The organism is Bradyrhizobium sp. 62B, assembly GCF_030272265.2.
GTDB lineage: Bacteria > Pseudomonadota > Alphaproteobacteria > Rhizobiales > Xanthobacteraceae > Bradyrhizobium.
In genome coordinates, this window is record NZ_CP092841.2 from 5,675,249 (window position 1) to 5,701,404 (window position 26,156).

The 26,156-nt window shown below is 63.4% G+C and carries 21 protein-coding genes, 1 tRNA gene and 2 pseudogenes; 13 read left to right on the forward strand and 11 right to left on the reverse strand.

Annotated elements, in window-relative coordinates:
- Positions 1 to 11: 11 nt before the first annotated feature.
- The 6 genes from ML401_RS27245 to ML401_RS27270 all read right to left on the reverse strand — a co-directional run bounded on the left by ML401_RS27245 (position 12) and on the right by ML401_RS27270 (position 6,542).
- Positions 12 to 437, reverse strand: coding sequence for an OsmC family protein (locus ML401_RS27245; RefSeq protein WP_285807574.1), 426 nt, complete (start codon positions 435 to 437; stop codon positions 12 to 14).
- A gap of 37 nt (positions 438 to 474) precedes the next feature.
- The gene (locus ML401_RS27250) at positions 475 to 2,652 is read right to left on the reverse strand and encodes a xanthine dehydrogenase family protein molybdopterin-binding subunit (RefSeq protein ID WP_285807575.1); all 2,178 of its coding nucleotides are present in this window, start codon (positions 2,650 to 2,652) and stop codon (positions 475 to 477) included.
- A gap of 2 nt (positions 2,653 to 2,654) precedes the next feature.
- Positions 2,655 to 3,125, reverse strand: coding sequence for a (2Fe-2S)-binding protein (locus tag ML401_RS27255; protein ID WP_285807576.1), 471 nt, complete (start codon positions 3,123 to 3,125; stop codon positions 2,655 to 2,657).
- 138 nt (positions 3,126 to 3,263) lie between these two features.
- Positions 3,264 to 4,112: an enoyl-CoA hydratase/isomerase family protein gene (locus ML401_RS27260; RefSeq protein WP_285807577.1), complete on the reverse strand. Its 849-nt coding sequence runs from the start codon at positions 4,110 to 4,112 to the stop codon at positions 3,264 to 3,266.
- 55 nt (positions 4,113 to 4,167) lie between these two features.
- The gene (locus ML401_RS27265) at positions 4,168 to 5,499 is read right to left on the reverse strand and encodes an epoxide hydrolase family protein (protein ID WP_285807578.1); all 1,332 of its coding nucleotides are present in this window, start codon (positions 5,497 to 5,499) and stop codon (positions 4,168 to 4,170) included.
- Positions 5,500 to 5,528: 29 nt separating this feature from the next.
- On the reverse strand, positions 5,529 to 6,542 hold the full coding sequence (locus ML401_RS27270) for an alpha/beta fold hydrolase (protein WP_376717315.1): 1,014 nt from the start codon (positions 6,540 to 6,542) through the stop codon (positions 5,529 to 5,531).
- Positions 6,543 to 6,791: 249 nt separating this feature from the next.
- Here ML401_RS27270 and ML401_RS27275 point away from each other — a divergent pair, with 249 nt between their 5' ends.
- The 10 genes and pseudogenes from ML401_RS27275 (at position 6,792) to ML401_RS27320 (ending at position 15,212) form a co-directional block, all read left to right on the forward strand.
- Positions 6,792 to 8,552, forward strand: coding sequence for an MOSC and FAD-binding oxidoreductase domain-containing protein (locus tag ML401_RS27275; protein ID WP_285807580.1), 1,761 nt, complete (start codon positions 6,792 to 6,794; stop codon positions 8,550 to 8,552).
- Positions 8,553 to 8,833: 281 nt separating this feature from the next.
- A complete protein-coding gene (locus tag ML401_RS27280; RefSeq protein WP_285807581.1) occupies positions 8,834 to 9,547 on the forward strand; it encodes a type 1 glutamine amidotransferase domain-containing protein in 714 nt (237 codons plus the stop codon).
- 112 nt (positions 9,548 to 9,659) lie between these two features.
- On the forward strand, positions 9,660 to 10,082 hold the full coding sequence (locus ML401_RS27285; protein WP_285807582.1) for a heme-binding protein: 423 nt from the start codon (positions 9,660 to 9,662) through the stop codon (positions 10,080 to 10,082).
- Positions 10,083 to 10,143: 61 nt separating this feature from the next.
- A complete protein-coding gene (locus tag ML401_RS27290) occupies positions 10,144 to 10,719 on the forward strand; it encodes a VOC family protein (RefSeq protein ID WP_285807583.1) in 576 nt (191 codons plus the stop codon).
- A gap of 54 nt (positions 10,720 to 10,773) precedes the next feature.
- Entirely contained in the window at positions 10,774 to 11,781 is a 1,008-nt protein-coding gene (locus tag ML401_RS27295) for an alpha/beta fold hydrolase (RefSeq protein WP_285807584.1), read from the forward strand.
- A gap of 183 nt (positions 11,782 to 11,964) precedes the next feature.
- The gene (locus ML401_RS27300; RefSeq protein WP_285807585.1) at positions 11,965 to 12,675 is read left to right on the forward strand and encodes an SDR family NAD(P)-dependent oxidoreductase; all 711 of its coding nucleotides are present in this window, start codon (positions 11,965 to 11,967) and stop codon (positions 12,673 to 12,675) included.
- 15 nt (positions 12,676 to 12,690) lie between these two features.
- Positions 12,691 to 12,926, forward strand: a pseudogene (locus tag ML401_RS27305) (4-oxalocrotonate tautomerase family protein).
- Between the two features lie 31 nt (positions 12,927 to 12,957).
- Positions 12,958 to 14,204, forward strand: a pseudogene (locus ML401_RS27310) (YbfB/YjiJ family MFS transporter).
- Positions 14,205 to 14,320: 116 nt separating this feature from the next.
- On the forward strand, positions 14,321 to 14,560 hold the full coding sequence (locus ML401_RS27315; protein ID WP_285807586.1) for a hypothetical protein: 240 nt from the start codon (positions 14,321 to 14,323) through the stop codon (positions 14,558 to 14,560).
- 370 nt (positions 14,561 to 14,930) lie between these two features.
- A complete protein-coding gene (locus ML401_RS27320) occupies positions 14,931 to 15,212 on the forward strand; it encodes a hypothetical protein (RefSeq protein WP_285807587.1) in 282 nt (93 codons plus the stop codon).
- A gap of 130 nt (positions 15,213 to 15,342) precedes the next feature.
- Here the strand turns inward: ML401_RS27320 and ML401_RS27325 are convergent.
- From ML401_RS27325 to ML401_RS27345, 5 genes are all read right to left on the reverse strand, one after another.
- Positions 15,343 to 15,418: transfer RNA gene (locus ML401_RS27325), tRNA-Lys, on the reverse strand.
- Between the two features lie 180 nt (positions 15,419 to 15,598).
- Positions 15,599 to 16,213, reverse strand: a complete 615-nt coding sequence (locus ML401_RS27330) for a Spy/CpxP family protein refolding chaperone (RefSeq protein ID WP_194403790.1) — start codon at positions 16,211 to 16,213, stop codon at positions 15,599 to 15,601.
- 244 nt (positions 16,214 to 16,457) lie between these two features.
- Positions 16,458 to 17,462: a TRAP transporter substrate-binding protein gene (locus ML401_RS27335; RefSeq protein ID WP_211416388.1), complete on the reverse strand. Its 1,005-nt coding sequence runs from the start codon at positions 17,460 to 17,462 to the stop codon at positions 16,458 to 16,460.
- Positions 17,463 to 17,680: 218 nt separating this feature from the next.
- Positions 17,681 to 19,243: a 2-isopropylmalate synthase gene (locus ML401_RS27340; protein WP_211416387.1), complete on the reverse strand. Its 1,563-nt coding sequence runs from the start codon at positions 19,241 to 19,243 to the stop codon at positions 17,681 to 17,683.
- Between the two features lie 685 nt (positions 19,244 to 19,928).
- Positions 19,929 to 20,192, reverse strand: coding sequence for a hypothetical protein (locus tag ML401_RS27345; protein WP_194403793.1), 264 nt, complete (start codon positions 20,190 to 20,192; stop codon positions 19,929 to 19,931).
- A gap of 323 nt (positions 20,193 to 20,515) precedes the next feature.
- Between ML401_RS27345 and ML401_RS27350 the strand changes: the two genes are divergently transcribed.
- The 3 genes from ML401_RS27350 (at position 20,516) to uvrA (ending at position 26,011) form a co-directional block, all read left to right on the forward strand.
- Positions 20,516 to 21,733, forward strand: a complete 1,218-nt coding sequence (locus tag ML401_RS27350; protein ID WP_211416386.1) for an SMP-30/gluconolactonase/LRE family protein — start codon at positions 20,516 to 20,518, stop codon at positions 21,731 to 21,733.
- A gap of 332 nt (positions 21,734 to 22,065) precedes the next feature.
- Positions 22,066 to 23,247: a calcium-binding protein gene (locus tag ML401_RS27355; RefSeq protein ID WP_285807588.1), complete on the forward strand. Its 1,182-nt coding sequence runs from the start codon at positions 22,066 to 22,068 to the stop codon at positions 23,245 to 23,247.
- Between the two features lie 256 nt (positions 23,248 to 23,503).
- Positions 23,504 to 26,011 carry an excinuclease ABC subunit UvrA gene (gene uvrA, locus ML401_RS27360; RefSeq protein WP_285807589.1) on the forward strand — a complete coding sequence of 836 codons (2,508 nt, stop codon included), beginning with the start codon at positions 23,504 to 23,506 and terminating at the stop codon, positions 26,009 to 26,011.
- Positions 26,012 to 26,156 lie beyond the last annotated feature (145 nt).

The following is a 26,156-nucleotide window of genomic DNA, read 5'->3' on the forward strand; positions in this document are numbered from 1 at the left end:
GACGTCTGCCATCATACGATCAATTTCGCGTCGAGCGTGATCGTCGCGTTGAGGACCTTGGAGACTGGACAGTTCTTCTCGGCTTCGCCCGCGATGCGGACGAAAGCAGCTTCTTCGATGTTTGGAATCTTCGCGCGCAGTGTCAGCGCCGAGCGACCGATGCGGAACGCCTCTCCTTCCTGCTCCAGCGTGACAGCCGCCTCGGTCGAGAGTTCCGTAGGCGTGAAACCCGCAGCCTGCAGAGCGAAGGCTAACGCCATCGTGAAACAGCCGGCATGCGCAGCGGCAACCAGTTCCTCGGGATTGGTGCCCTTTTCGTTCTCGAAGCGAGTCTTGAATGAATAAGGCGTATCGGCGAGCACGCCGGAATCGCTCGACAGGTGGCCGCTGCCCGCGCGACCTGTCCCGTGCCACACTGCTTTTGCCTTACGGTTCATGTCATAGCTCCTCGTTGATGGACCGTCTTGTCTAGCTTCACGCTGGTTGCTTCAGCGCGTTGATGTCGATCGGCATCTTGCGCAGTCGTTTGCCCGTCGCTGCATAGATGGCATTGGCGATGGCAGGAACGATCGCCGACGTGCCCGTCTCCCCGATGCCGCCCGGCGGCTCCGTGCTCTTGACGAGGTGCACCTCGACGGAAGGCGCCTCGTTCATCCGAAGGATCTGATAGGTGTCGAAATTAGTCTGTTCGACGCGACCGCTCTTGAGGGTGATTTCGCCATATAGCGCTGCCGTCACGCCGTACATGATCCCGCTCTGGAGCTGTGCCTCGATCGTGTTCGGATTGACCACGGTGCCGCAATCCATGGCACAAGTGACACGATGGACGCGAACCGAGCCATCCTTCGCGACCGCAACTTCGGCGACCTGCGCGAGTAGACTGCCGAAGGCGTTTTGCATCGAGACCCCGCGGCCGTGTCCTTTTGGCAAAGCTTGACCCCAACCGGCCTTCTCAGCGGCAAGCTCAAGCACCGCTCTTGCGCGCGGATTGTGCTCCAGCAGTGCGCGGCGAAAGGCAATCGCGTCCCGCTTGGCGGCGGCCGCCAATTCGTCGACGAAGCTTTCGGTGACGAAAACGTTGTGTGATGGACCGACACTGCGCCAAAATCCGGTCGGAATGCCGGGCGGCTCAACGCGGACATATTCCACGTGGAAGTTTGGGATACGATAGACGAGGTTGATGGCCCCTTCGATCGAATCCGGGTCGAGACAGTTGGCGTATGCCGGCGGAAGCCAGCGAGAAATGACCGAGGAGCCCGCAAATCGGTGATTCCACGCGATCGGTGTGCCATCCTTGTCGAGGCCTGCCGTGAGGCGATCAAACCAATAGGGACGGTAGAGGTCGTGCTGAATGTCCTCCTCACGCGTCCACACAACTTTGACCGGGCCGTCGACCTGCTTGGCAATTTCGACCGCACGTACGGCGCCGTCCGCTTCCAGCCGCCGGCCGAAGCCCCCGCCGAGCAGATGATTGTGGACGATAACTTTCTCGGGCGGCAGGCCGGCAGCTTTCGCCGCCATCGACTGCACGCGCGCGATGGCCTGGGTGCCAATCCAGATCTCGCACTCTCCGCCACGGAAGTGGACCGTGCAGTTCATTGGCTCCATGGTGGCGTGCGCCAGGAACGGGACCTCGTACCTTGCCTCGACAGTCGTCGCGGCACCGGCCAAGGTGCCGTCGGCATCGCCGATGTTCTGCGCAACCGCGCCCGGCCTGAGTGTCGCCTGCCCCAGTTCGCGGGCGATATCCTGAGTGGATAGCCCGGCATTAGGGCCGCCATCCCATTCGACCCTGAGCGCCTCCAACCCCTTTTTTGCGGCCCACATATGATCGGCCACGACAGCGACTGCATCGTCGAGACGAACGATCTTGCGCACACCATTGACGGCCTTCGCCGCGCTGTCATCCACGCTCTTCAGTCGCCCACCGAAAACGGGCGACTGTGCGAGCGTGGCGACCTTTACCCCGGGCGGGCGGACATCGATGCCATAGACGGCTGTTCCATTCACCTTATCAGCCGCGTCCAGCCGTTTGGCCGGCGTGCCGATCAGCTTGAAGTCTTCCCGCCGCTTCAATTCGACACTCTTCGGTACCGGCATCTGTGCGGCATCGGCCGCAAGCTCCCCATATTTGAGGCTCTTTCCGCTGGTCTCGTGAATCACCTCACCGCCCTGCGCACGGCACGACTTGACATCGACTCCCCAGCGCTTGGCCGCGGCGGCGACCAGCATCGCCTTCGCAGTCGTACCTGCTTCGCGTAGCGGCTTCCAGCCACCGCGCAATGCGTTGGAGTTGCCGGTCGCCTGCACGCCCAGCATCGGATTGGCATAGAGCTTCTCATTAGGCGGAGCATGTTCGAGACGAATCTGGCTCAAGCCGACTTCGAGCTCCTCGGCAATCAACATAGGGATCGATGTGTAGGTCCCCTGGCCCATCTCGACATAGGGCATGGTCAACACGATCTCGCCGTCGCTCCCGATACGGATGAACGTGTTTGGTGCGAACTCCTCCGCGGCTGCGGCTTTTCCGCCGTCGATTGGCAGACTGAGGCTCAGCACGAGGCCACCGCCGACAACGGCACCGCTGATGAGAAAGCTCCGGCGGGAGAGACTAGTCTCGGAAGTACGTGAAACGGTCCGATCGAGGCTCATGACTAGCCTGCCTTTCCGTGCATCTGCGCAGCCAGTTTGATTGCCTCGCGGATGCGGACGTACGTACCGCATCGGCAGATGTTGCCGCTCATGGCGTCGTCGATGTCTTTGTCTGTAGGCTGCGGATTGTCGGCGAGCAGCGCGGAGGCGGACATTATCTGCCCGGACTGGCAGTAGCCGCATTGCACCACCTCGTGATCGAGCCAGGCCTTCTGGATCTTCTCGCCTGCCCGGGTCGTGCCGATCGCCTCGATCGTGGTGATCTTTGAGGTGCCGACGCTTTCGATCGTCGTGATACAGGACCGTGTTGCAGCGCCATTGATATGGACTGTGCACGCTCCGCATAGCGCCATGCCGCAGCCGAATTTGGTACCGGTCATCCCGAGCACGTCGCGCAGCACCCAAAGTAGCGGCGTGTCGCCTTCGACTTCCACGCTATGCATGATTCCGTTGATGGTGATGGCAAAGGCCATATGTCTCTCTCTTTCCCGGCTATCGAAGCGCGTGCCGACGACGTGCGGAATTGCCGTGCTGCCAATGATTGATGCCCGTCAACCTGAAACCAAATTGAAGATGGAACCGGCGGCTTGCCGAACCGGCCGCGATCTTTCTCAGCTACCGAGTTGCCCGACGTAAAAGCCAAGCCGGTTTTCGACATCGCCGGCGCGGTGGAAGCCGCGCTCCATCAGGGCCTTGATCCGCTTCTGGCTGGCAGGCCGTCCGAGTGCCGCGATGAAGGCGTCCCACTCCGGCTTGATTTCTGCATCGGGCGGCAGGCTCGCGACATCGACCAATCGCTTGGTATCCGCGATCGCCTGCTTGTCGAACGAGGCGATCCGCATCGCCAGTGAATCGACGAAACCGTCCAGCTCGGCGTCTGGAAGCGAGCGATTGACGTAGCCGTAGCGTTCGGCGAGATCGCCGTTGACATCGTCGGCACTGAGCAGCACCTCCAGCGCACGTCCCCGGCCCATCAGCCGAGGCAATCGCGCCATTGGACCGCCGCCGGGCACCAGGCCCGCACCGACCTCCCATTGCGACAGGATCGCCTTCTCGCGGCTTGCGAAACGCATGTCGCTTGCGAGCGCGAGCTCGCTGCCGACGCCGGTCGCGCGCCCTCGGATTGAGGCAATCGACACCACTGGCGCCTTGCTGAGACGCACCAGCATATCCGGCAAGGCCTGCAAACCGGTGGGCCCCGCCGGAATCTTCGCCGATTCCTCGAGCGGCGCGAGGAAGTCGTAATGCGTGATGAAGAAGCCATCGACGGCGCTGTCGAAGACGACGACCTTCACTTGCTCATCCTGCTCAATCGCCGTGATGATCTCGGCGAGGCGGATCGTCTCCCGCGGTCCGAAGATGTTGACCGGAGGGAGATCGAAGGTGACCCGCCAATATGACGCTAGGCGGCGCTCCAGGCGGATTTCCTGGCGCGGAAAGGTTGTTTCTGGACGGTTCATGACTGTTCCCTGGATCGGGTATGATGTTGCGTTGTCCGCCGGACCGCAGTCCGCTTCAAATCGATTGGCGTAACGAGCGGAAAGCCGCGCGCATCTCCATGCTGAACAATTTCGGCTGCTCCCAGGCGGCAAAATGACCTCCCTTTTCGAGCTTGTTGAAGTGGATCAGCTTCGGATATGCGCGTTCCGTCCAGGACCGCGGCGCCGCATAGATCTCGTCCGGGAAGACGCTCACGGCCGCCGGGATCGCGATGTGCTTCGGCTCGAAGAAGTTCAGCTTGTTTTCCCAGTACAGTCGCGCCGACGAGATCGCCGTATTCGTCAGCCAGTACAGCGTGACGTTGTCGAGAACGTCGTCCCGCGTCAGCCCCTCCTCTTTACCGTCGAAGACACGCGCGATGAGTTCGTAACTGCGGATGTCGTGATCCAGTATGAAGGCCGCCAGGCCGGACGGCGAATCCACGATGCCTTGCAGGGTCTGCGGCCGGTTCGCCATCTCGATGGCATAGCCCAATCCGTGCTTGTAGAACTGGTCGAGCTGCTCGTAGGCATGCTGTTCGTCGGCCGACAAACCGGACGGCATTGTTCCACCGGGCTGCAACGCCTTGGCAATGTCGTCGGGAACGGTTGCCGGCATGTTGGTGTGAATCCCCAGCAATTCCGGCGGTGCCAGCAGCGCCATCTGCTCAGTGACGGCATTGCCCCAGTCGCCCCCCTGGGCGACGTAGCGGGTATAACGGAGACGCTTCATCAGCACGGTCCAGGCTCGCGCAATGCGCTGGGGATCCCACCCCGTCGCCGTCGGTCGGCCCGAGAAGCCGTAACCCGGCATCGAAGGGATCACGAGGTGGAAGGCATCAGACACACTCGCACCGTGAGCCGTCGGATTGGTCAGGGGATCGATGATCTTGAGCTGCTCGATGATCGATCCGGGCCAGCCATGCGTGACGATCATCGGCAGCGCGTTGTCGTGCCTCGAGCGCACGTGGATGAAGTGGATGTCGACGCCGTCGATTTCAGTCACAAACTGCGGCAACGCGTTGAGCCGCGCTTCCACCTTGCGCCAGTCGTAACCAGTCCGCCAATACTGCACGAGCTGCTGGATAGTTTTCAGCCGCACGCCCTGGGAATCATCAGTGACAGTCTCGCGATCCGGCCAGCGCGTGGCCATCAGGCGCTGGTGAAGGTCATCCAGCGCATCCTTAGGAATATTGACATGAAACGGGCGAATCTCCTCGCTACTGGCGGCGGCGGGACGCACCGAGAACAGGTTCGCCGCGCCAACGGAAGCGATGCTCGCTGCCGCGATTTCAAGAAACTGGCGGCGGTCCTGGCAAATTTCGAGGGTTGACGTCTTATTGTTCTGGAGATCAATGATACTCTTCATGGCGTTGCTCCTGATGCCGATGCGGCGTGTTAGCTCTTGCTGATATCGATGACGGCTTGGGCAAAGGCTGCCGGAGCCTCTTGCGGCAAATTGTGGCCGATGCCGCCCCGCACGAGGCGGTGCAGATATTTACCGGAGAATTTCTTGGCGTAAGCCGACGGATCGGGATGCGGCGCGCCATTCTCATCACCCTCGAGCGTGATGGCCGGCACACTAACCAGCGGCGCCGCCGCCAGCTTTGTCTCCAGTTCGTCGAAGGCGGGATCTCCCTTCGCAAGACCGAGCCGCCAGCGGTAATTGTTGATGACGATGTCGACGTGATCCGGATTGTCGAAGGCAGCAGCGCTACGCGCGAACGTCGCGTCACTGAACTGCCACTTCGGCGAGGCGAGCTTCCAGATCAACTCGGCGAAATCCCGCCGGTACTTCTCGTATCCCTCGCGGCCGCGCTCCGTCGCAAAGTAGTACTGATACCACCACTGCAGTTCGGCCTTCGGAGGCAACGGCACCTTGCCCGCGGCCTGGCTGCCGATCAGGTAGCCACTAACCGAGACAATGCCCTTGACGCGATCCGGCCAAAGCGCGGCCACGATGTCGGCAGTGCGCGCACCCCAATCGAACCCGGCGAGGATCGCCTGCTTGATGTTGAGCGCGTCCATCAAAGCGATCGTGTCGACCGCAAGCGCGGACGGTTGCCCCGTCCTCGGGGTCTCGCTCGCCCTGAAAGTCGTGGAACCGTACCCACGCGCATAGGGAACGATGACGCGAAAGCCCGCCGACGCGAGATGCGGTGTCACCTCACTAAAACTGTGAATGTCATACGGCCAGCCGTGCAACAGGATTGCGACCGGACCGTCGAGGGGCCCCGCTTCGAGATATCCCACATTGAGTACACCGGCATCGGTCTGCTTGAGCGATGAAAAGGACGAAGCCGGACCGTGACTCTCGGCCTCCACCAGTTCGATCGGCCTCTCAACAACAAGCGTCGCCTTCGCCGCGCGACCCGGCATGAGTTGCGCTGCCGTCATTGCTCCGCCGGCCATCTCCAGAAAGCGCCGGCGTGCGATCTTCTGCAGGGATTGTTGCATGGTCATGAGTCACACCCGTCCTCTGCTCCGCTCGCGTGGTAACAACTGCGTTGCGTAGCGATCAGTGTCGAGGCCATACTGTCTGCGCACCCGCCTGCGAACCATCCAACGTTGGGAAGGTCTCGCTCATATCAACGTATGAGTGGGGCCGGTCTTGCTGTTCGATATGAATGAGCAGTGGGGCAGCGATTGCGGAGAAGCGTCATGGGCCGGTTATTGTCGGTGAATGTCGGACTTCCGCGCGACATCGCATGGAGGGGCCGCACCGTTCACACCGGGATCTGGAAAAGCCCGGTTCAGGGCCGCTGCCAGGCCAGGCGGCTCAATCTCGACGGAGACGGTCAAGGCGATCTGGCCGGTCACGGCGGCGAGCACCGCGCCGTCTTCGTCTACCAGATCGAGTCCTATCGCTACTGGCAGGAACGACTGAACAGGACCGATTTCGTCCACGGTCAGTTCGGCGATAATTTCACGATCGAAGGACTGACGGACGATGTCGTGTGCATCGGCGATCGCTATCGGGTCGGCAGCGCACTGTTCGAGGTCACACAGCCGCGCGTGACCTGCTATCGCGTCGGCATCCGGATGAACGAGCCGCGGATGCCGGCCTTGCTGACGTCCAGCGGGCGCCCCGGGTTCTACTTCCGCGTCTTGCAGGAAGGCGACGTGGGCGCCGGCGATGAGATCGTGAAAGTCGGCGAGGCGAGCGAGCGGATGACGATCACGGAGACCAATGCGCTACTCTATTCGTCCAATCATGCGCGCGAGGGCTTGGAACGCGCGCTGCGGATCGAGGCCCTCTCGCGCGGCTGGCGCTCGTCGTTCGAGGCGCTCTTGCAGGACGAGGCGACTACCCCGGGAAGTGGCAACCCTGGTCTAGCGCCCGCCTCAGCCACGCATCCCGCTTCACCCGGATTTCAACCGCTCTCGGTGATGGCGATCCAGCAGGAGTCGGCCGACGTTCTTTCGCTGTCGATGCAGCATGCCGATGGCCAGCCGTTGACCCCGCATCTGCCCGGCCAATATGTCGTCCTGCGTCTTAAGCCTGCCGATGCCGGACTGCTACTCCTTCGCAGCTACTCGCTCTCTGGCCCTCCCTCGGCGGATCGCTACCGCATCAGCGTGAAGATCGAGCCGAATGGAGTTGCTGGAGCCTGGTTGCAGCAGAATATCCGGGTGGGCAACGTGCTCGACGTCAGTTCGCCCCGTGGCAGCTTCATTTTGCAGTCTGGCGACGGGCCCGTGGTACTGCTCAGCGCCGGCATCGGAGCGACGCCCGTGCTCTCGATGTTACATGCGCTCGCGGCGACCGGTTCGACACGCCCGGTCTTGTGGCTGCATGCGGCACGCGATGGGCAGCATCATCCCTTTGCCGCTGAAGTCCGCCGCCTCATGTCCGCGCTTGTCCAAGGCCGCAGCCATGTCTGGTACAGCAGGCCGGGCCCACGGGACAGGCAGGGCGAGGATTTCGACGCTATTGGCCACCTGTCGCGGTCTGCACTGGAGGCGGCCGGTGTCCGAAGCGATGCGGACGTCTATCTCTCCGGTCCCGCCCGCTTCATGTCCGACATGAAGCAGTCTCTTGCCGCCATCGGCCTCGCGCCAAGGCGCATTCACACCGAGCTCTTCAACGGCGGCGAAACGATGACCCCGGGAGTCGTCGGCGCGACGAAGCGAGCCGCGCATGTCCCGGAAAACGACAGCAAGACAGGCCCGCTGGTGTCGTTCTCGCGCAGCGGCATCGCCGCACATTGGGATCCGCGCTATCAAAGTATCCTGGAACTCGCGGAAGCCTGCGATGTCCCGGTCCGGTGGGCCTGCCGTGCCGGCGTTTGCCACAATTGCGAAAGCGGACTGGTATCCGGAGACATCGTTTACGGCCCGGAGCCGCTCGACATGCCGGCCGACGGTAATCTTCTCATCTGCTGCTCGCGACCGCGCGGCGACGTTGTCATCGATTTGTGACATCGGGACCACGTCGGCACATCATCGCGAAGGCGATTCGTAGTCCGCGATTTTCGCATCCTCCACCATTGGGAAGACGTCGCTCATATCAACGTATTAGTGATCGTCGCTCAATGTATGAGTGAACGCTCCAACCTCAGCCGGTAAGACTATATCACTCGTTTCGCAATTCCCCGTCAGCTCGACGAAGAATTGGAGAGCGAGGAGATCGCGCCAAAGCATCCCCCTCTCGTGGTGCCAGGTGGCGCTTCATTCAATGACAACAATCCAAGGATACAGTCATGAAGGTGCTGATGGTTCTCACGTCCCACGACCAATTGGGCAACACTGGGCGAAAGACGGGTTTTTGGCTCGAGGAGCTCGCCGCTCCCTACTACGTCTTCAAGGACGCTGGCGTCGAGATCACGCTCGCTTCGCCGAAGGGCGGACGGCCGCCGCTGGATCCAAAAAGCAACGAGCCCGAATTCCGCACCGACCTGACACTCCGCTTCGAGAAGGATGCCGCCGCGGAGGCGCAGCTCGACAAGACCCTACGCCTCGATAGCGTCAGGCAGGAAGATTTCGACACCCTTTTTTATCCGGGCGGCCATGGCCCGATGTGGGATCTCGCGGAAGACGAACATTCCATCAAACTCATCGAGTCCTTCATCCGTGCCGGCAAGACGATCGCTCTCGTCTGTCACGCACCGGGCGCGCTGCGACACGTCAAGGCACCCGACGGCAAGCCCCTGGTTCAAGGCAAGGAAGTCACCGGGTTCACCAACGGAGAGGAAGAAGCGGTCGGGCTCACCCACGTGGTGCCCTTCCTCGTCGAAGACGAGATGATGAAGCTGGGCGCGGTCTTTTCGAAAGTTGCGGACTGGGGCGTCCATGTCGTCAGCGATGGTCAATTGATCACAGGGCAGAACCCGCACTCGTCGGGCCCGGCCGCGAAGGTTCTGATGGCGGCGCTGAACGAGAAGACCGGGCCCTCGATCACCGCCCGAGCTTCGTAGGTCGATCGTCGACGAGAGGCGGTTTTCTGTAAACGCAAGCTGCGGTCGGAGAAGCATCCTTCGACGGTGCTTTCCCCGGCCGCCCGTTGTCTCAAATCAGAAAGGACACACGATGGATATGCTTGCCCTCGCAAAAGACATCGCGGACCGCGTCGAAGCCCAGTCAACACGGATCAAGGTGCCCGTCGCGGTTTGCGTCATCGATATTCACGGCAATATCGTCCTTAAGCATCGCATGAATGGTGCGCCGGCCTTCTCGACGGAACTATCGGAACGGAAAGCTTACACGTCCGCGCTCGTCGGCCTTCGGACGGCTGAACTCTCACCCCTCGTGCAACCCGGGCAGGACCTTTTCGCACTAATGGGCCTCTCCGGCGGACGGTTTTGTTCGATGGGGGGAGGAGCGCCGCTTCTCAGCGAGGACCGATTGGTCGCCGGAGTCGGAGTCAGTGGCGGCACCGTGGAACAAGATATCAACATCCTTGAATCAGCGCTCCGTGACGCGATTGCGCCGGCTGTCGCCTCGGCGTCGTGAAGGCACGAAGCTGCCTCTTTCTTGAATTCAACGATTGTCATCATTTCCCGAGGAGCTAAACATGAGCGTCACTGAGCTAAAAAATGAGACCGCGGCCCAAGCTGTTGGAGCAAGCGAAATCGAGATGAAGCTCGAGGTCGTCGTGATCCCGGTTTCCGACGTAGATCACGCAAAACGCTTCTACAGCGATCTCGGCTGGAGGCTCGATATCGACTTCATTGACGGGGACGACTACCGCGTCATCCAGTTCACACCACCCGGCTCTGGTTGCTCCGTGATTTTCGGCAGGAACGTCACGGCAGCTATTCCCGGCTCCGTGCAAGGCCTGCATCTGATCGTCTCCGATATCGAAGCGGCCCGCGCCGACCTGATCCGCCGCGGCGTGGCGGTCAGCGAGCCCTTCCATGACACGGGCGGCATCTTCCACCACGCCAACGGCAAGCGGGTGGCCTCTGGCCCCAATCCGCGGCGCAAGAGCTACGCGTCGTTCGCTTCATTCAGCGATCCCGACGGAAATGGCTGGGTGTTTCAGGAAGTCACGGCCCGACTGACCGGGTATCTCGAAACCGGTGAGACCCGGTTCACGCCCGAGATCACAGAACTGGTCCGGCACGCGCAAGCCAGCAAGCACCGTTGAGGGGTCCGCGATCGCATTGATGATCCGATGGTCCCCCGAGGAATGGAGGCTCTCATGATCCACTTTTCATGCTCACCCGCGCCGCCAATGGTCGCCGCGAATCGAGGCTCATCGGGCGCCTCGCGACGCGCCGTGCTGGCCGGCGGCGTGACGGCCGTGGGCCTGGGCACGGCCTTGCCGCCACGGGCCTCGGTGCCGCAGGCCGCGAGCGGGACACGTCACAAATGGGTCCGCGCCGACGGCCTGGACGTCTTCTATCGTGAAGCCGGTCCTGCCGACGCGCCGACCCTGCTGTTGCTGCACGGCTTTGCGAATTCCTCCTTCTACTTTCGCCACCTGATGCCAAGGCTGGCAGATCGATTCCGGCTGATCGCGCCCGATCTACCGTCGTTCGGCTTCACGCAAATCCCCGCCGAACGCAATTATGTTTACGACTTCGAGTCCCTGTCCCGCACGATAGCGGCGTTCGTCGATGCAATTGAGCTTAAACGATATGTGCTCTACGTCTTCGATTACGGCGCGCCGGTCGGCTGGGATCTTGCGTTGACCTATCCCGATCGCGTGGCGGGGATCGTCAGCCAAAACGGCAATGCCTATGTCGAGGGCCTACGACCGGAGGCGTGGGATCCTCTGCTGACTTACTGGGCGAGCCCCAGCGTCGACAAGCGCGAAGCGATCCGCGCGCGGATGAGCCTCGACGGCGTTAAGGCAGCCTATTTCCACGGGGTGGCGGATCCATCCACTATCGAGCCAGAGTCTTTTACACTCGATGCAGCGATTCTCGCTCGACCGGGAAACGCAGACCTGCAGATCGACCTCAAACTGGACTACAAGCGCAATATCGAACGTTATCCCCTCTACCAGGCCTTCTTTCGTCAGTTACAGCCGAAATTGCTCGCTGTCTGGGGGAAAAATGATCCGTTCTTCGCCCCTGCGGGGGCGGAGGCCTTCCGCCGCGATATTCCAGATGCACATATCGCCCTGTTAGATACGGGCCATTTTGCGCTCGAGACGCAGATAGACGCTGTAGCCCTTGAGATGAGACGTTTCCTATTAGACTAACAAAGCTCCTTGGGCGTCGCTAAGTTGCCTCCGACAATTGCATGACGCTCAGCATTCGTTCGCGCCGCGAAAGAATGTCTGCCGGTCAGCGCATATTCGCAGCCGGGGCAGCGCAGCGTACCTCAATGCCCAAGCCAGCCAGCGCTGGCGCAGGTTCTGAAAGACAAACAACAGGAGCCCGTCATGGGTATCGAGCAGAAGGTCGCCATCGTCACCGGTGCATCCCAGGGTATCGGTGCCGCCCTGGTTCAGGGTTTTCGCGATCGCAACTACCGCGTCGTCGCGACGGCGCGCTCCGTCCAACCGTCAAGCGACGAGGACGTCCTCGCGATTCCCGGCGACATCGCCGACCGGGCCACCGCCGAGCGCGTAGTCTCCCAGGCGGTCACCCGCTTCGGCCGTGTCGACACCTTGGTCAACAATGCCGGCATCTTCGTCGCCAAGCCATTCACCCAGTACACGGCCGAAGATTATGCGGCCGTGATGGGCACCAACGTCGCCGGCTTCTTCCACGTCACTCAGCTCGCCATCGCGGAGATGGAGAAGCAGGGTTTCGGCCACGTCGTCCAGATCACGACCACGCTGGTCGACCAGGCCAACTCGAACGTACCATCAGTGCTGGCCTCGCTGAGCAAGGGCGGGCTGAACGCCGCAACCAGGTCGCTTGCGATCGAATACGCCAAGCGCGGCATCCGCGTGAACGCGGTGTCGCCCGGCATCATCAAGTCGCCGATGCATCCGGTCGCCACTCATGCCCAGCTCAGCGCCCTGCACCCGGTCGGCCACATGGGGGAGATGTCCGACATCGTCGATGCCGTGCTCTATCTCGAGGGAGCCTCCTTCGTCACCGGCGAGATCCTACATGTCGACGGTGGCCAGAGCGCCGGCCATTGAGCGCGGAGCAGCATCATGCCCATCGTCACCATTCAAGTGACCCGAGAGGGAACGACGCCGGGAGCGGCGTCGCTGTCGGCGGAGGAGAAGGCGGCACTGATCAAAGGATCGAGCGAGCTGCTGCGCGACGTTCTCGGCAAGCCACTCGAGGCCACCTTCGTCGTAATCGAGGAAGTGGACACAGACAATTGGGGCTGGGGCGGCCTGCCTGTGCAGGATTCCGGCGCCGTCGCACCAGCCGGACAGGATGATCCGAGCGCTGCTTGCGCGTTGGAGGATGCCATGACCAATGCAAAGATCAAGCAACACCTGGAGACCCGGCTGCATCCGCGGCCGAGATCAACATCGCGGGCAACCTGGCGATATGCGGTGGCGGGCCTGTCCGCATCGTTGATCGGACTCGGCCTGGCCCGCTTTTCCTACACGCCGCTGATCCCCGCCCTGATCGCGGCAAAATGGTTCAGCGCATCCGACGTCGTCTATCTCGGTGCGGCGAACTTGCCGGCTATCTCGCCGGCGCGCTCGCGGCCCGCACTGCAGCCGCCCGGATCGGCGCGGTCCGGGCACTAAGGGCCATGATGCTGCTCGCCACCCTATCCTTCTTCGCAAGCTCGGTACCGATGTCGTTCGCCTGGTTCTTCGCCTGGCGCTTTCTGTCTGGCCTGACCGGCGGCATCATCATGGTGCTGGCGGCCTCCGTCATCCTGCCGCACACATCTGTCGCGCGGCGCGGCATTGTCGGCGGGGTGATCTTTGCCGGAGTCGGTCTCGGCGTCGCCGCGTCGGGCACCCTGGTGCCGTTGCTGCTGCAACAGGGCTTGCAACAGGCCTGGTATGGCTTGGGCACGCTTTCCGCTCTGCTCACGTTTGCAAGCTGGTGGAATTGGCCGACCGAAGCGGAGGGTGATGCTGCGCCGTCTCCGCGTCCTGGGAAGCACCATCGCGCCTTGGCGGCGGCCCGGGGGTTGCTGCTCCAGTATGGCCTCAACGCGGTGGCGCTGGTGCCGCACATGGTCTTCATCGTCGATTTCGTTGCGCGTGGCCTTGGCCAGGGCATTGCTGCGGGATCGCGCTATTGGGTGCTGTACGGTCTCGGCGCCATCGTCGGTCCGCTCGTCACCGGTCATCTCGGAGACCGCTCGGGGTTCGGGCCCGCGTTGCGCGCCGCGTTCCTGATCGAGGCGGCGGCCGTGCTGCTGCCGACCGTCAGCGCCGCTCCGCTCTCGCTGATCGTATCGAGCGTCGTGGTCGGCGGCTTCACGCCGGGCATCGTGCCGCTGGTGCTCGGGCGCATCCACGAGCTCGTGCCGCATTCGGCGGAGCAGCAGCGCGCGACATGGAGCCACGCCACCACCAGCTTTGCGGTCTCCCAGGCAGCGGCCGCTTACGGCTTCTCCTGGATCTACGCCCAGACCGGTGGTGACTATCTGGTCCTGTTCGGACTCGGCGGCGGCGCCGTGGTGCTGGCGCTCGGGATCGACCTTGGTCTCGCGCTCACAAGCGCAAACCGCAGTGCCAATCAGCTCTGAACCGGCTTCATAGACTAAGATTCGCTTCGGGTTCGCCATACCCGGATCGAGGTTGTCGTGGCGCGGGCTGACGCGCAGCTTCCCGCTGGAATTTCAGCGGGGCAGCGGGAAGGGCCATGGACCTGCTTGATGCAATGTTCGACCGGGCGGTGGACGAGGGCGGCCTTGCGGCTGGCTCATTTCTGCTCAACGGCTACTATCCAGAGGGCGGCTGGGACGACCTGGCCGTATTGTTCGATACGATCGAGGAGGCGTCCACCTTCGCGCAAGGCGAAAGACCACGACGACCGCGATTGATCGTACCAACCGCGAGTGGTCGTACCAACGGGTCGTCGACATCGAGACCGGCGAAGTGACGATGATCGCCAAGCCGCCGAAGTTTCGGTACCAGCGTCGCGACCTAGTGCGCGGCACCTAGCGCTCCCAGCCTCGCGCAGCACCGCAGCCCACTGGGCCTCATCGCCGTCTGCAGGCGCGCGCGGGCGCTGGTTCTCGGCCAGGCGGCGCGCCGTCTCCCCACGCGGGCCTGCTTGGGGGTGGAAGCGCCACTCTGCAAATCGACTTCGCCATGTTCGGTCCCCACTCCAACCCCGGCGACAAGTCACTGCTCTGAAAGCGTGATCGTGCGAATTCACAGGCCGCCAACCCCAGCCTCAGTCCCAGCATTTGACTTGAGAACATATAGAGAACAAAATCGATCCCTCACCGCAAGAGGAATCCTTCTCCATGGCCGTGCCTGCTGAGCGCAATCACCCGTCGACGAAGCCGCCGAGCTCGATGTCGCCGTCCGCCAGCGGGAATCCCCTCGACGCGGTGCGGGCTCTGATCGTCGCGAACGGGCTGCGGGAGCAGGAGCTTGCCGACGTCTACGCGAAGCGCGGGATTCCTGCGCGGGCGACGGGTACCGAAGCGCAAGGATTCGAAGTGAGCGTCGAAAATCCGTTACTCGCATCGAAAAGTCGTTACGGCGGAGGCCCGATGTCGAAAATTCTATACGCGCGAAACTGACTCCTCAGGTCACCAAGGTTTTCGATGCGCATCTCCGTGCGACCGTGACCCAGTTGTGACCCAGCCTTGCCGGCGCGCGCCATGCGGCCTCGCGTTGCGAAGGATACACCAGCGATCTGAAGGGGATGCTTGGTGGGCGCACCAGGGCTCGAACCTGGGACCCGCTGATTAAGAGTCAGCTGCTCTACCAACTGAGCTATGCGCCCGAAAGGCCGGTCAAAGCCTTGCGAGGCCGGTCGTTTAGCAAAGCGATCCGGGTCTGGCAAGCGATCGGACGCAAGTTTTCCAAGGTTCTTCCACAGCGCCGGAAAAGCGAAAAGCCGCTGGATTCCAGCGGCTTCGCCAAGGTTAATTTCGGGGCTGATCCCCGCAAAAGCCCGCTTTGTTCAGAGCCGGCCCTCGCGGTCGCGGCCCTCGCCGCCGTCGCGGTCGAAACGCTCGTGATGGAAGTGCTCCATGCCGCGATCCATCATGCGGCCCATGCCGCGTTCCATGAAGTGGCGCGGGCCGTCCTCGCCGCCGCCGAACGGGCCGCGGTGGCGGGTCAGCACGGCGAGGCGCCGTTTCTGGCCGTCGTCCAGGGTCTTGTAGAGCGGGTCGGCGGCATCGGCGATCTTCTTCAGGGCCGCGGAGCTGGCGCCCATGTCCTCGGCGCGCTGACGCAGGCGGGCGATCGGATCTTCCGGCCTGTCGGCGTCCTTTGCAGCGTCCTTGCCGGCGTCGCCGGGACCGTTCATCCGCGCATTGGCGCGATCGATGCGCAGCTTGGCGAAGTCGCGCACGGCGGCCTCGACCGGCGGCCACAGCTTCTCCTGATCGGCGTTGAGCTTCAGCCCGGCATGGACGGCGGCGATCCGCGCGTCGACGAAGGCGGCGCGGTCCTCCGGGTTCATGCGCATGTGGCGGACATGCTCCATCCACGGGCGATGATATTGGGCATAGACCGCGCCCGAGCCGGCAATGCTGAGCACGGCGATGGCGGCGATGGTGAACTTCCTCATGACGTACCTCCTCTGGAAGGATGTCCATGAAGATGGGCGCGGTGCGGCTGACACGCAACTTACAACTTGGACAGGGAGCGCGTCCTTACCAAGATGTAACGACCGATTTTACCTCCGGCCGCAAGCTGGAAATCATTCGCAACAAAAAGGCTTCCGTGCAGGCCGCACGGAAGCCTTCGTTCATCGTTCGGACGGATCAGTTCGCCGTGCCCTCAGTTGATCGCGCTCTTAATTTGTGGCGCTCTCAATTTGTGGCGCTCTTGGCCTCTTTCAGGAATTCGTCGATCAGCGGCTGGCCGATGCGGCCCGCGGCGTCCTTGTAGACCGGCTCCATCGCCTTGCGCATCGCCTCGCTCTGCTCCGCCGTGAGCTTGATGATCTCGCTCTTGCCGCTCTTCTTGATCTCGGCGAGCGCGTCGTCGTTCTCCTTCTGCGACTGCGCATTGCCGAAGTCGGTGGCTTCCTTCATCGCCTTGGTGAGGGGATCGCGGATGTCGGCCGGCAGATCGTCCCAGAACTTTTTGTTCACGATAACGACGTAGCCGATGTAGCCGTGATTGGTCTCGGTGATGTACTTCTGCACCTCGTGCATCTTCTGGGTATAGATGTTCGACCAGGTGTTCTCCTGGCCGTCGACCACGCCGGTCTGCAGCGCCTGGTAGACTTCAGAGAACGCCATCACCTGCGGCAGCGAGCCGAGCGCCTTGAACTGGGCCTGCAGCACGCGCGAGGACTGGATGCGGAACTTGACGCCCTGGTAGTCGGCGGGCGTCACCAGCTTCTTGTTGGCGCTCATCTGCTTGAAGCCGTTGTCCCAATAGGCAAGGCCGGTGATGCCCTTGGCGTCCAGCAGCTTGAGCAGCCGCGTGCCGAGCGGCCCTTCCGTCACCTTCCGCAGCGTCTTCAGGTCGGGCAGGATGTAGGGCAGATCGAACACCTCGAACTCGCGGATGCCGAGCGGTCCGAACTTGGAGTTGGACGGTGCCAGCATCTGCACGCTGCCGAGCTGCAGCGCCTCGAGCTCTTCCTTGTCCTTGTACAGCGTCGAGTTCGGGTAGACCTCGACCTTGACCTTGCCGGCGGTGTACTTCTCGGCGAGCTCCTTGAACTTCTCCGCTGCCTTGCCCTTCGGCGTGTCGGTGGCGACGACGTGGCTGAATTTGATGATGATCGGCGATTGAGCCGACGCCGGACCGGCCAGCCCGAGTGCCAATGCCGCGATGGACGCGGCGATCGCGAAGGTGCGCATGTTCTCTCCCTGTTATTATCTGGACCGCCCGGCGCGCGGGCGGCCAATCCTCATGCCGACAGAATCAATACAGGCCGTCGGGCTACGCTGCTATTGGCCGTTAGCAGGGCAGGTATCTCTCAGACCGTCATTCCGGGATGGTCCGAAGGACCAGACCCGGAATCTCGAGATTCCGGGTTCGATGCTTCGCATCGCCCCGGAATGACCAACTTCGTCCGTCAGCCCGCTGCTGCCGTTGTAACCGTGTCGCGCTGGCGCTTCATGACGATCTTGTTGAGCGCGCCGAGATAGGCTTTTGCGGATGCCACCAGGGTATCCGGATCCGCCGCGCGGGCGGTCATCGAGCGGCCGTCCTGCGACAGCCGCACCGACACTTCCGCCTGCGCGTCGGTGCCCTCGGTGACGGCGTGGACCTGGTACAGCTCCAGCTTGGCCTCGTGCGGCACCAGGCGCTTGATGCAGTTGAACACTGCGTCCACCGGACCGTTGCCCTCGGCTTCCTCGATCTTGATCTGGCCGTCGACGTCCAGCTTCATGGTCGCGCGCTGCGGGCCATGGGTGCCGGCGATCACGGTCAGCGAGGTCAACTTGATGCGGTCGTGCGAGGCCGCCATCTCCTCGTCGACCAGCGCCTCGATGTCCTCGTCGTAGATGTCCTTCTTGCGGTCGGCCAGCGCCTTCATCCGCGTGAACGCGTCTTCCAGCTGGTTCGGGCCGAGCTTGTAGCCCATCTCCTCCAGCTTGTGCACGAAGGCATGGCGGCCGGAATGCTTGCCGAGCACCAGCGAGGATTGCTTCAAGCCGACCATCTCGGGCCGCATGATCTCGTAGGTCGAGGCGTCCTTCAGCACACCGTCCTGATGGATGCCGCTCTCATGCGCGAACGCGTTCCGGCCGACGATGGCTTTGTTGTACTGGACCGGGAACGAGGTTGCTGCCGACACCACCTTCGAGGCGCGGGTCAGCTGGGTGGTGTCGATCTTGTTCCAGTAGGGGAATTTGTCGTTGCGCACGTTGATCGCCATCACGATCTCCTCGAGCGCAGCGTTGCCGGCGCGCTCGCCGATGCCGTTGATGGTGCACTCGACCTGGCGCGCGCCGCCGACGATGCCGGCCAGCGAGTTCGCGACCGCCATGCCGAGATCGTTATGGCAGTGCACGGAGAACACCGCCTTGTCCGAGTTCGGCACGCGTTCGATCAGCGTCTTCATGAAGTGGGTGTATTCCTCCGGCACGGTGTAGCCGACGGTGTCGGGTATGTTCACCGTGGTAGCGCCGGCCTTGATCACGGCCTCGACGATGCGGCACAGGAAGTCCATCTCGCTGCGGGTGCCGTCCTCCGCCGACCATTCGACGTCGTCGATCTGGTTGCGGGCGCGCGCGACCATCGCGACCGAGGTCTCGAGCACTTCTTCCGGCGTCTTGTTCAACTTCACCCGCATGTGCAGCGGCGAGGTCGCGATCACGGTGTGGACGCGGCCGCGCTTGGCGAACTTCACCGCCTCGGCGCAGCGGTCGATGTCGGCCGGATGGGCGCGGGACAGGCCGGCGATGACGGAGTTCTTGGAGCGGCGGGCGATCTCGCTCACCGCTTCGAAGTCACCCTGCGAGGTGATCGGGAAGCCGGCCTCGATGACGTCCACGCCCATATCGTCCAGCAACTCGGCGACCTCGATCTTTTCCTCGAAGGTCATGGTGGCGCCGGGGCACTGCTCGCCGTCGCGCAGCGTGGTGTCGAAAATGATGACGCGGTCCTTCTCGGACTTGTTCACGGTGGCCATTTCAAATTTCCTTTTGAGCTTTTGCGCCGTTCAGGCCGTCTTGGTCCCTGGCGCTTGAGGTGTCCGGTGATCTCGACCAACCCCTGAGCGCCCAGGCGCATGGCGCCCAGCCGGCCCTCAGGGGCAGCTAAGAAGAAGCCCGCCAATCAGGAGGGTGGGCAGCAGCGCGGCCGGGATCGTGGCGGCGGCCAGAGCCACCTCCCCCGAAATCCCCTCGATTTGGCCGCGAATCAGCATTGCCAGACCCTTTTGAGCCCACAAATTCTCGGTCAAAACCGTTGACGGTTGGTTGCCGGGAGGCTCAGTGGCCTGTTTCTAGACGAGAAATGGCCGCAACTGCAACGCCAAAAGATGGTCAAGGGGGCTGACCTGATTGCCACCCCTCCCCCCGCTTCGTGCCTGGACCCGCTGCAGGCGCGTAAGCGATGCGGCGCAGAGCCAGGACCCAAAAGGCGGCAGGCAATCCGAAATCCCTCCGCGGAGGCAGTCCGGATTGCTTCGCTGCGCACGGGGACTACCCGCCCTGCCCGTCCCTTCTCGTGCCGACGCTGCCGCGTCCACCGCAAGCCCGGTTCGCGATCAAGACGAGCTCGAGATCGCCCTCTGGATGAGCCGGGATGGGCGACATATGCGCCATTTCCGTATTTCGGTAAAGTGGAATATTTCTGCGCGAGTGGACTCGCCCCTATCCCGCGCGGCGGGCGCGGGCTCTCGTCTCCCAGCGGCTCAGCATCTGGCCGAGCTCGCCGTTGACCACGGGCACTGCCGTGATGGCGCTGGCGATGTCATTGGTGTTGGCGGGTGGGTTGGCGGGAAGCCAATCCGGTTCGCTATATTCCCGCCAGCGGCGAGCTTCCGCGCGCCGCTTGTTGGAGATGGTGTCACGCGTGAAATAGCCGGCCGCGAACGCGACTCCCAGCAACACGATCAATACGACGACGCCAGCCACTCTCAACTCCGTTCATCGCCCCCGCACGGTGTCTGCGTGGCAATCCGCGCGAAATCATGGCTTGAAGCGGGCCGAATGCGTGACATGACGCGCTTTGCCGCAGGGAGATTTTTGCTCAAGCCGTCGGAACATTTTCGAGCCTCGCAAACGGCGTAAAGCGGACGCGAAGCGCGTCTGCTCCAAACGCATTGAATATGACGGGATTGCGGCTGCGAGCCATCGTGCGCATCCAATTCCACCCTCGCAACCGGCGCTGGACCGCATTAACCTCCAGTTGCTCGGCCGGATCAACCGGCCAGCCGAACATGACTTGGGAGGACGCGATGACACGCCAGGAACAGCGTGAGCAGGAGCTTGCGCTTTCACGACGAACACTTGTCCGGGGGCTTGCGCTTGGCGCCGCCGCCACCGTCGCCGGCCCTGCGCTGGCTCAGACCGGCCCCGCCGCACCGCCGACCACCATCACGACCCCGCCGCGCGATTTCGGCCCGCACGGCGCGCCGACGACTTATTTCTGGGACCCTGACATCATCGCGGTCGATCCGTCCTTCAACGATCTCGCGCAGCCCAACACCGCGATCAAGCGTCTCTACACCGGCGTGCTGTGGGCCGAAGGCCCGGCCTGGAGCGCGCAAGGACGATATCTGCTCTGGAGCGACATTCCCAACAACCGGCAGATGCGCTGGAGCGAGGACGACGGCCGCGTCAGCGTGTTCCGCACCCCGTCCAACAATTCCAACGGCAACTCCTTCGACTTCCAGGGCCGCCAGCTCTCCTGCGAACATTTGACCCGCCGGGTGACGCGCTACGAGCACGACGGCACCGCCACGGTTCTCTGCGACAATTACAACGGCAAGAAACTGAATTCGCCGAACGACGTCGTCGCGCATCCCGACGGCAGCTACTGGTTCACCGATCCGCCCTATGGCGGCCAGCTCTACGAGGGCGAGCCGGATGCGGCGGGGGGCGCGAGCAATGCCGGCGGCAAGCTCAATCCGCGGATCGGACAGCCAGCCGGCTTCACACCGGGCAAGCGCGAGCTGCCGACCAATTGCTATCGCATCGACCCTTCCGGCCGCATTGACCTCGTCGTCACCGAGGAGCAGGTGCCCGATCCGAACGGCCTCTGCTTCTCGCCGGACTACAAGAAGCTCTACGTCGCCTCGACCGGCAAGGGACCGGGCGATACCGGACCCGGCGGCAAGGGCGAGATCTTCGTGTTCGACGTCGGCAGCGACAACAAGCTGTCGAACCTCAAGAAGTTCAGCGAATGCGTGGTCGACGGCGTGAAGTGCGGGCCGGACGGCGTGCGCTGCGACGTCAACGGCAATGTCTGGGCCTCCAGCAATGCCGGCCGCGCCGTCGGCTATAGCGGCGTGACAGTTTGGTCACCGGAGGGCAAGCTGCTCGGCCGCATCCGCCTGCCGGAGGTGTGCGGCAACATCACCTTCGGCGGCCCCAAGCGCAACCGGCTGTTCATGGCCGCGAGCCAGTCGCTCTACGCGGTGTTCACGGCAACGCAGGGCGCGGGGCCCGGCTGAGGGCGAGCCAGCTATCGTCGGGTGGGCAACGGCGCAAAGCGCCGTGCCCACCATCTCCCTTCGTCTCAAAGGGATCGTGGGCACGCTTCCGCCTACGCTTTTCGAGCTACAGCGGACAAGTCGTTTTGCCCACTCCGCGCGACTCCGCGTTTCATGACAGCCTGACGATGCGCGCGCGCCGATGACGTTCCCCGGCCGCAATCAAGCTGCACCGCGGGCCAATCTCCGCCATCAAAGCAAAGATGATGTGTGACGCGGCAGGGCCGCAGCGCGGCGCGCGGGCATGATGCTCGCCGCGCTCCGCGCCGGATATGAACTGGGGAGCCTTCGCGATGCGCCATATGCCAAACGACACGATCATCACCAACGTCGGAAGCCAGGAGCTCGTGCTCGTATTCGGCGATCCCGGTCTGCCGATCGACGGCCGCGGCGGCAACGACACCATGATCGCAACAGTCGATGGCGGGCCCAGCACCCTGCTGCTGGTCGGCGACGATGAGGATCTGCAGGGACGGTCGCACGGCGGCAACGACCATTTCGCCGCTGATGTCGCAGGCTTCGGCGTCTATGTCACCGTCGACGGCGACGCGCGGACGATGTCCGGCCATGCCCATGGCGGCAATGACGTTCTCAACGTCGACGCCACGGATACGATCTATACGACCACCTCTCTGTTCGGCGACGCCGAGATGGCGATGAGCGGAGAAGCGCGCGGAGGCAATGATTTCATCACGGGCACGATGGGAAACAGGGCGTACGGGACGTTCGCCGGCGATGCGGGCACGACCATGAACGACGAGACCCGAGGCGGCAACGACATCATCAACGTCACCCAGGCCGGCGTCTATGGCGCCGCATCGATCTTCGGCGATGCGCCCGACATGCTGGGCGAGGCACGTGGCGGCAACGATATTCTCGTCTACACGGTTGGCACCGAAGCGCGATCCGGGGGTGCGTTCATGGCCGGGGACGCGGACTACATGAGCGGCAACGCCCGCGGCGGCGACGACGTGCTGATCGCAGCCGTCGACGGCAATCCCGATTCGACGTCGATCACCATGTTCGGTGATGCCTCGAACATGTCAGGCAACGCGCATGGCGGCAACGACATCCTCGTGGGCAGCGCGCGCGGCGACTGGCTGTTTGGCGATGCCAACATCTACGCCCCGGCCGTGGGCAGCTCGATCACGGGCGGCCGCGACCTCCTGAACGGCGGGGGCGGCGATGATCAGCTCTGGGGCGGGCCGAACAACGATCTGTTCGTGTTCAACGCAGGCTCGGGCCAGGACGTGATCAACGATTTCGATCAGGGCAACAAGGCCGCCGGCAGCACCGCGCGGGAGCATGACGTGATCGACGTCCACGCTTACGGCTTTGCAGGCTGGGCCGATCTGAAGAACCTGATCAGCGACGACAGCGCCGGCAATGCGGTGATTCACCTGACGGCCAGCGACACGATCACGCTGGACGGCGTCCATGCGGCCGATCTCAACGCCAGGGACTTCATCGTCTGAGGCGCGGCTTGCTGGCCGCCGAACGCCTCTTGCAAGGTCCCGCCCTGCCACCGCAGGGCGATCGCCTTTGGCGGCGAGCTCGGCCGCGACCATCCTTCGAGACGCCCGCCGTTGGAGGGCCCTCAGGCTGAGGATCGCCTGTGCGGCACCCGTTTCAACAAGCACCGATGCTGTTTAGCCTCACCGGCGCGCTGGCATCAAAGGACCCATCCTGCGATCCTGCCGTTGTTCCCCCACGGGGGCCGAAGGAGGCGAGATGGACGATCGACCGAGACAATCCGACAGCCTGCTGCAGGACGACGGCTTCGTCCGGGTCCGGGGCGCGCGCGAGCACAACCTGAAGAACCTCGACGTCCGCATTCCCCGCAACGCCCTCGTCGTGTTCACGGGCGTATCGGGCTCTGGCAAATCCTCGCTGGCCTTTGGAACGATCTACGCCGAGGCGCAGCGGCGCTATCTGGAATCGGTGTCGCCCTACGCGCGACGCCTGTTCCACCAGATGCAGATCCCTGAAGTCGACGACATCGAAGGCCTGCCGCCCGCGGTGGCGCTGCAGCAGCAGCGCGGCGCGCCGACGACGCGATCATCCGTCGGCAGCGTCACCACCATCTCGAACCTGCTGAGGATGCTCTATTCCCGAGCGGGCGACTACCCGCGCGGACAAGCGATGCTCTATGCGGAGGCGTTTTCGCCGAACACGCCGGAGGGCGCCTGCCCGACCTGCCACGGCATCGGCCGGATGCTCGACGTCACCGAGAAGTCGATGGTGCCCGACGACACCAAGACCATCCGCGAGCGTGCCGTCGCGGCCTGGCCGAGCGCCTGGCAGGGCCAGAACCTGCGCGACATCCTGACGACGCTCGGCTACGACGTCGACAAGCCCTGGCGCGAGCTGTCGAAGAAGGACCGGGACTGGATCCTGTTCACCGAGGAGCAGCCGACCGTTCCTGTTTATGCCGGCTACGATGCCGCCGAGGTCAGGCGCGCCCTGCGCCGCAAGGAAGAGCCGAGCTATCAGGGCACCTTCACCGGCGCGAAGCGCTACGTGATGCAGACCTATGCCAAATCCGAGAGCGCGATGATGAAGCGCCGCGTCGCGCAATTCATGATCACCCAGGACTGCCCGACCTGCCATGGCACGCGGCTGAAGCCCGAGGCCCTCAAGGTGAAATTCGCCGGGCTCGACATCGCCGAGATGTCGCATTTGCCGCTCAAGCAGCTGCACGAGTTGATCAGGCCGTTCGCAAAGGCTTCGGCGGACAAGTCGGAGAAGATCGTCGTCGCAAGGCGCATCTGCGAGGATCTGACGGCGCGCCTCGCCGTGCTGCTCGACCTCGGCCTCGGCTATCTCGCCTGCGAACGCAGCACGCCGACGCTGTCGCCGGGCGAATTGCAGCGCCTGCGCTTGGCGACGCAGGTCCGCTCCAATTTGTTCGGCGTCGTCTATGTGCTCGACGAGCCGTCCGCCGGCCTGCATCCCGCCGACACCGAGGCGCTGCTGCGGGCGCTGGACCGGCTGAAGCGCGCGGGCAATTCGATCTTCGTGGTCGAGCACGAGATCGAGGTGATCAGGCATGCCGACTGGCTGGTGGATGTCGGTCCCGACGCCGGCGACGGCGGCGGGCTCATCCTCTACAGCGGGCCGCCGGCTGGGCTCGGTGACGTCGCACAATCGCGAACGGCCCATTATCTCTCGCGACCAAGAAAGCCGCTGCCGGCTGGTCGCCGCGAGCCGAAGGGGCATCTGAATATCAGGGGCGTCGTCCGCAACAATCTTCGCGGCCTCGACGTCGACATTCCGCTCGGCGTCATCACTGGCGTCACCGGCGTATCGGGCTCCGGCAAGTCGAGCCTGATCAGCCAGTTCCTTGTCGACACCGTGGCCGCGCATCTCGGCCATACGCTCGCCACTGACGACGACGACAGCCTGGCTCCGACGGTCGAGACCCTCGGGGGCAAGATCGTTGGCGGCCTCGACCAGGTGAGCCGCCTCGTCGTCGTGGATCAGAAGCCGATCGGGCGCACGCCGCGCTCCAACCTTGCGACCTATACCGGCCTGTTCGACCATGTGCGAAAACTGTTCGCGGCGACGCCGCAGGCGAAGTCGCGCCGCTACGATGCCGGGCGCTTCTCGTTCAATGTCGCGAAAGGCCGGTGTGCGACCTGCGAGGGTGAGGGGTTCGTCTGCGTCGAGCTGCTGTTCCTGCCGAGCGTCTATGCGCCCTGCCCGACCTGCAAGGGCGCGCGCTACAACGACAAGACGCTGGAGGTGAAGATCCGCGGCAAGTCCATCGCGGATGTGCTGGCGATGCGCGTCGACGAGGCCTTCGCCTTCTTCGAGGGCGATGCCACGCTGAACCGTTCGCTGTCGGTCGTCCGCGAGGTCGGTCTCGGCTATATCCGCCTCGGCCAGTCCGCCACCGAATTGTCCGGCGGCGAAGCCCAGCGCATCAAGCTCGCGACCGAGCTGATGCGGCCGCAGCGTGGGCACACGCTCTATGTGCTGGATGAGCCCACCACCGGCCTGCACCCGCGCGATGTCGAACGGCTGATTGCCCAGCTCGAGCGGATCGTCGACGCCGGCAGCAGCGTGATCGTGGTCGAGCATGACATGGACGTCGTCGCGCACAGCGACTGGATCATCGATCTCGGCCCCGGCGCCGGCGACGAGGGCGGCCGCATCGTCGCGGCGGGAACGCCCGAACAGGTCGCCAAGGCCGGCGGCAAGACGGCGCGTTATCTGGCCAGCCGTCTCAGGCAGTGACCACGCGGCGATGGCCGCCGGGCCATCTCGCCGTCATTTCGCAAGTGCGTTCCATGACGCCTCGGACAGACCTCGACTTTCGCCATGTTGACTTTCTTCGATCCGGTTCCCCATACTTCGCGGAACAATAACAACCAAACACAGG

Excerpts from the sequence above, each read along its gene's own strand:
- ML401_RS27245 (WP_285807574.1), bottom strand. The coding sequence starts at position 437 with ATGAACCGTAAGGCAAAAGCAGTGTGGCACGGGACAGGTCGCGCGGGC.
- ML401_RS27250 (WP_285807575.1), bottom strand. The coding sequence starts at position 2,652 with ATGAGCCTCGATCGGACCGTTTCACGTACTTCCGAGACTAGTCTCTCC.
- ML401_RS27255 (WP_285807576.1), bottom strand. The coding sequence starts at position 3,125 with ATGGCCTTTGCCATCACCATCAACGGAATCATGCATAGCGTGGAAGTC.
- ML401_RS27260 (WP_285807577.1), bottom strand. The coding sequence starts at position 4,112 with ATGAACCGTCCAGAAACAACCTTTCCGCGCCAGGAAATCCGCCTGGAG.
- ML401_RS27265 (WP_285807578.1), bottom strand. The coding sequence starts at position 5,499 with ATGAAGAGTATCATTGATCTCCAGAACAATAAGACGTCAACCCTCGAA.
- ML401_RS27270 (WP_376717315.1), bottom strand. The coding sequence starts at position 6,542 with ATGGCCGGCGGAGCAATGACGGCAGCGCAACTCATGCCGGGTCGCGCG.
- ML401_RS27275 (WP_285807580.1), top strand. The coding sequence starts at position 6,792 with ATGGGCCGGTTATTGTCGGTGAATGTCGGACTTCCGCGCGACATCGCA.
- ML401_RS27280 (WP_285807581.1), top strand. The coding sequence starts at position 8,834 with ATGAAGGTGCTGATGGTTCTCACGTCCCACGACCAATTGGGCAACACT.
- ML401_RS27285 (WP_285807582.1), top strand. The coding sequence starts at position 9,660 with ATGGATATGCTTGCCCTCGCAAAAGACATCGCGGACCGCGTCGAAGCC.
- ML401_RS27290 (WP_285807583.1), top strand. The coding sequence starts at position 10,144 with ATGAGCGTCACTGAGCTAAAAAATGAGACCGCGGCCCAAGCTGTTGGA.
- ML401_RS27295 (WP_285807584.1), top strand. The coding sequence starts at position 10,774 with ATGATCCACTTTTCATGCTCACCCGCGCCGCCAATGGTCGCCGCGAAT.
- ML401_RS27300 (WP_285807585.1), top strand. The coding sequence starts at position 11,965 with ATGGGTATCGAGCAGAAGGTCGCCATCGTCACCGGTGCATCCCAGGGT.
- ML401_RS27315 (WP_285807586.1), top strand. The coding sequence starts at position 14,321 with ATGGACCTGCTTGATGCAATGTTCGACCGGGCGGTGGACGAGGGCGGC.
- ML401_RS27320 (WP_285807587.1), top strand. The coding sequence starts at position 14,931 with ATGGCCGTGCCTGCTGAGCGCAATCACCCGTCGACGAAGCCGCCGAGC.
- ML401_RS27330 (WP_194403790.1), bottom strand. The coding sequence starts at position 16,213 with ATGAGGAAGTTCACCATCGCCGCCATCGCCGTGCTCAGCATTGCCGGC.
- ML401_RS27335 (WP_211416388.1), bottom strand. The coding sequence starts at position 17,462 with ATGCGCACCTTCGCGATCGCCGCGTCCATCGCGGCATTGGCACTCGGG.
- ML401_RS27340 (WP_211416387.1), bottom strand. The coding sequence starts at position 19,243 with ATGGCCACCGTGAACAAGTCCGAGAAGGACCGCGTCATCATTTTCGAC.
- ML401_RS27350 (WP_211416386.1), top strand. The coding sequence starts at position 20,516 with ATGACACGCCAGGAACAGCGTGAGCAGGAGCTTGCGCTTTCACGACGA.
- ML401_RS27355 (WP_285807588.1), top strand. The coding sequence starts at position 22,066 with ATGCGCCATATGCCAAACGACACGATCATCACCAACGTCGGAAGCCAG.
- uvrA (WP_285807589.1), top strand. The coding sequence starts at position 23,504 with ATGGACGATCGACCGAGACAATCCGACAGCCTGCTGCAGGACGACGGC.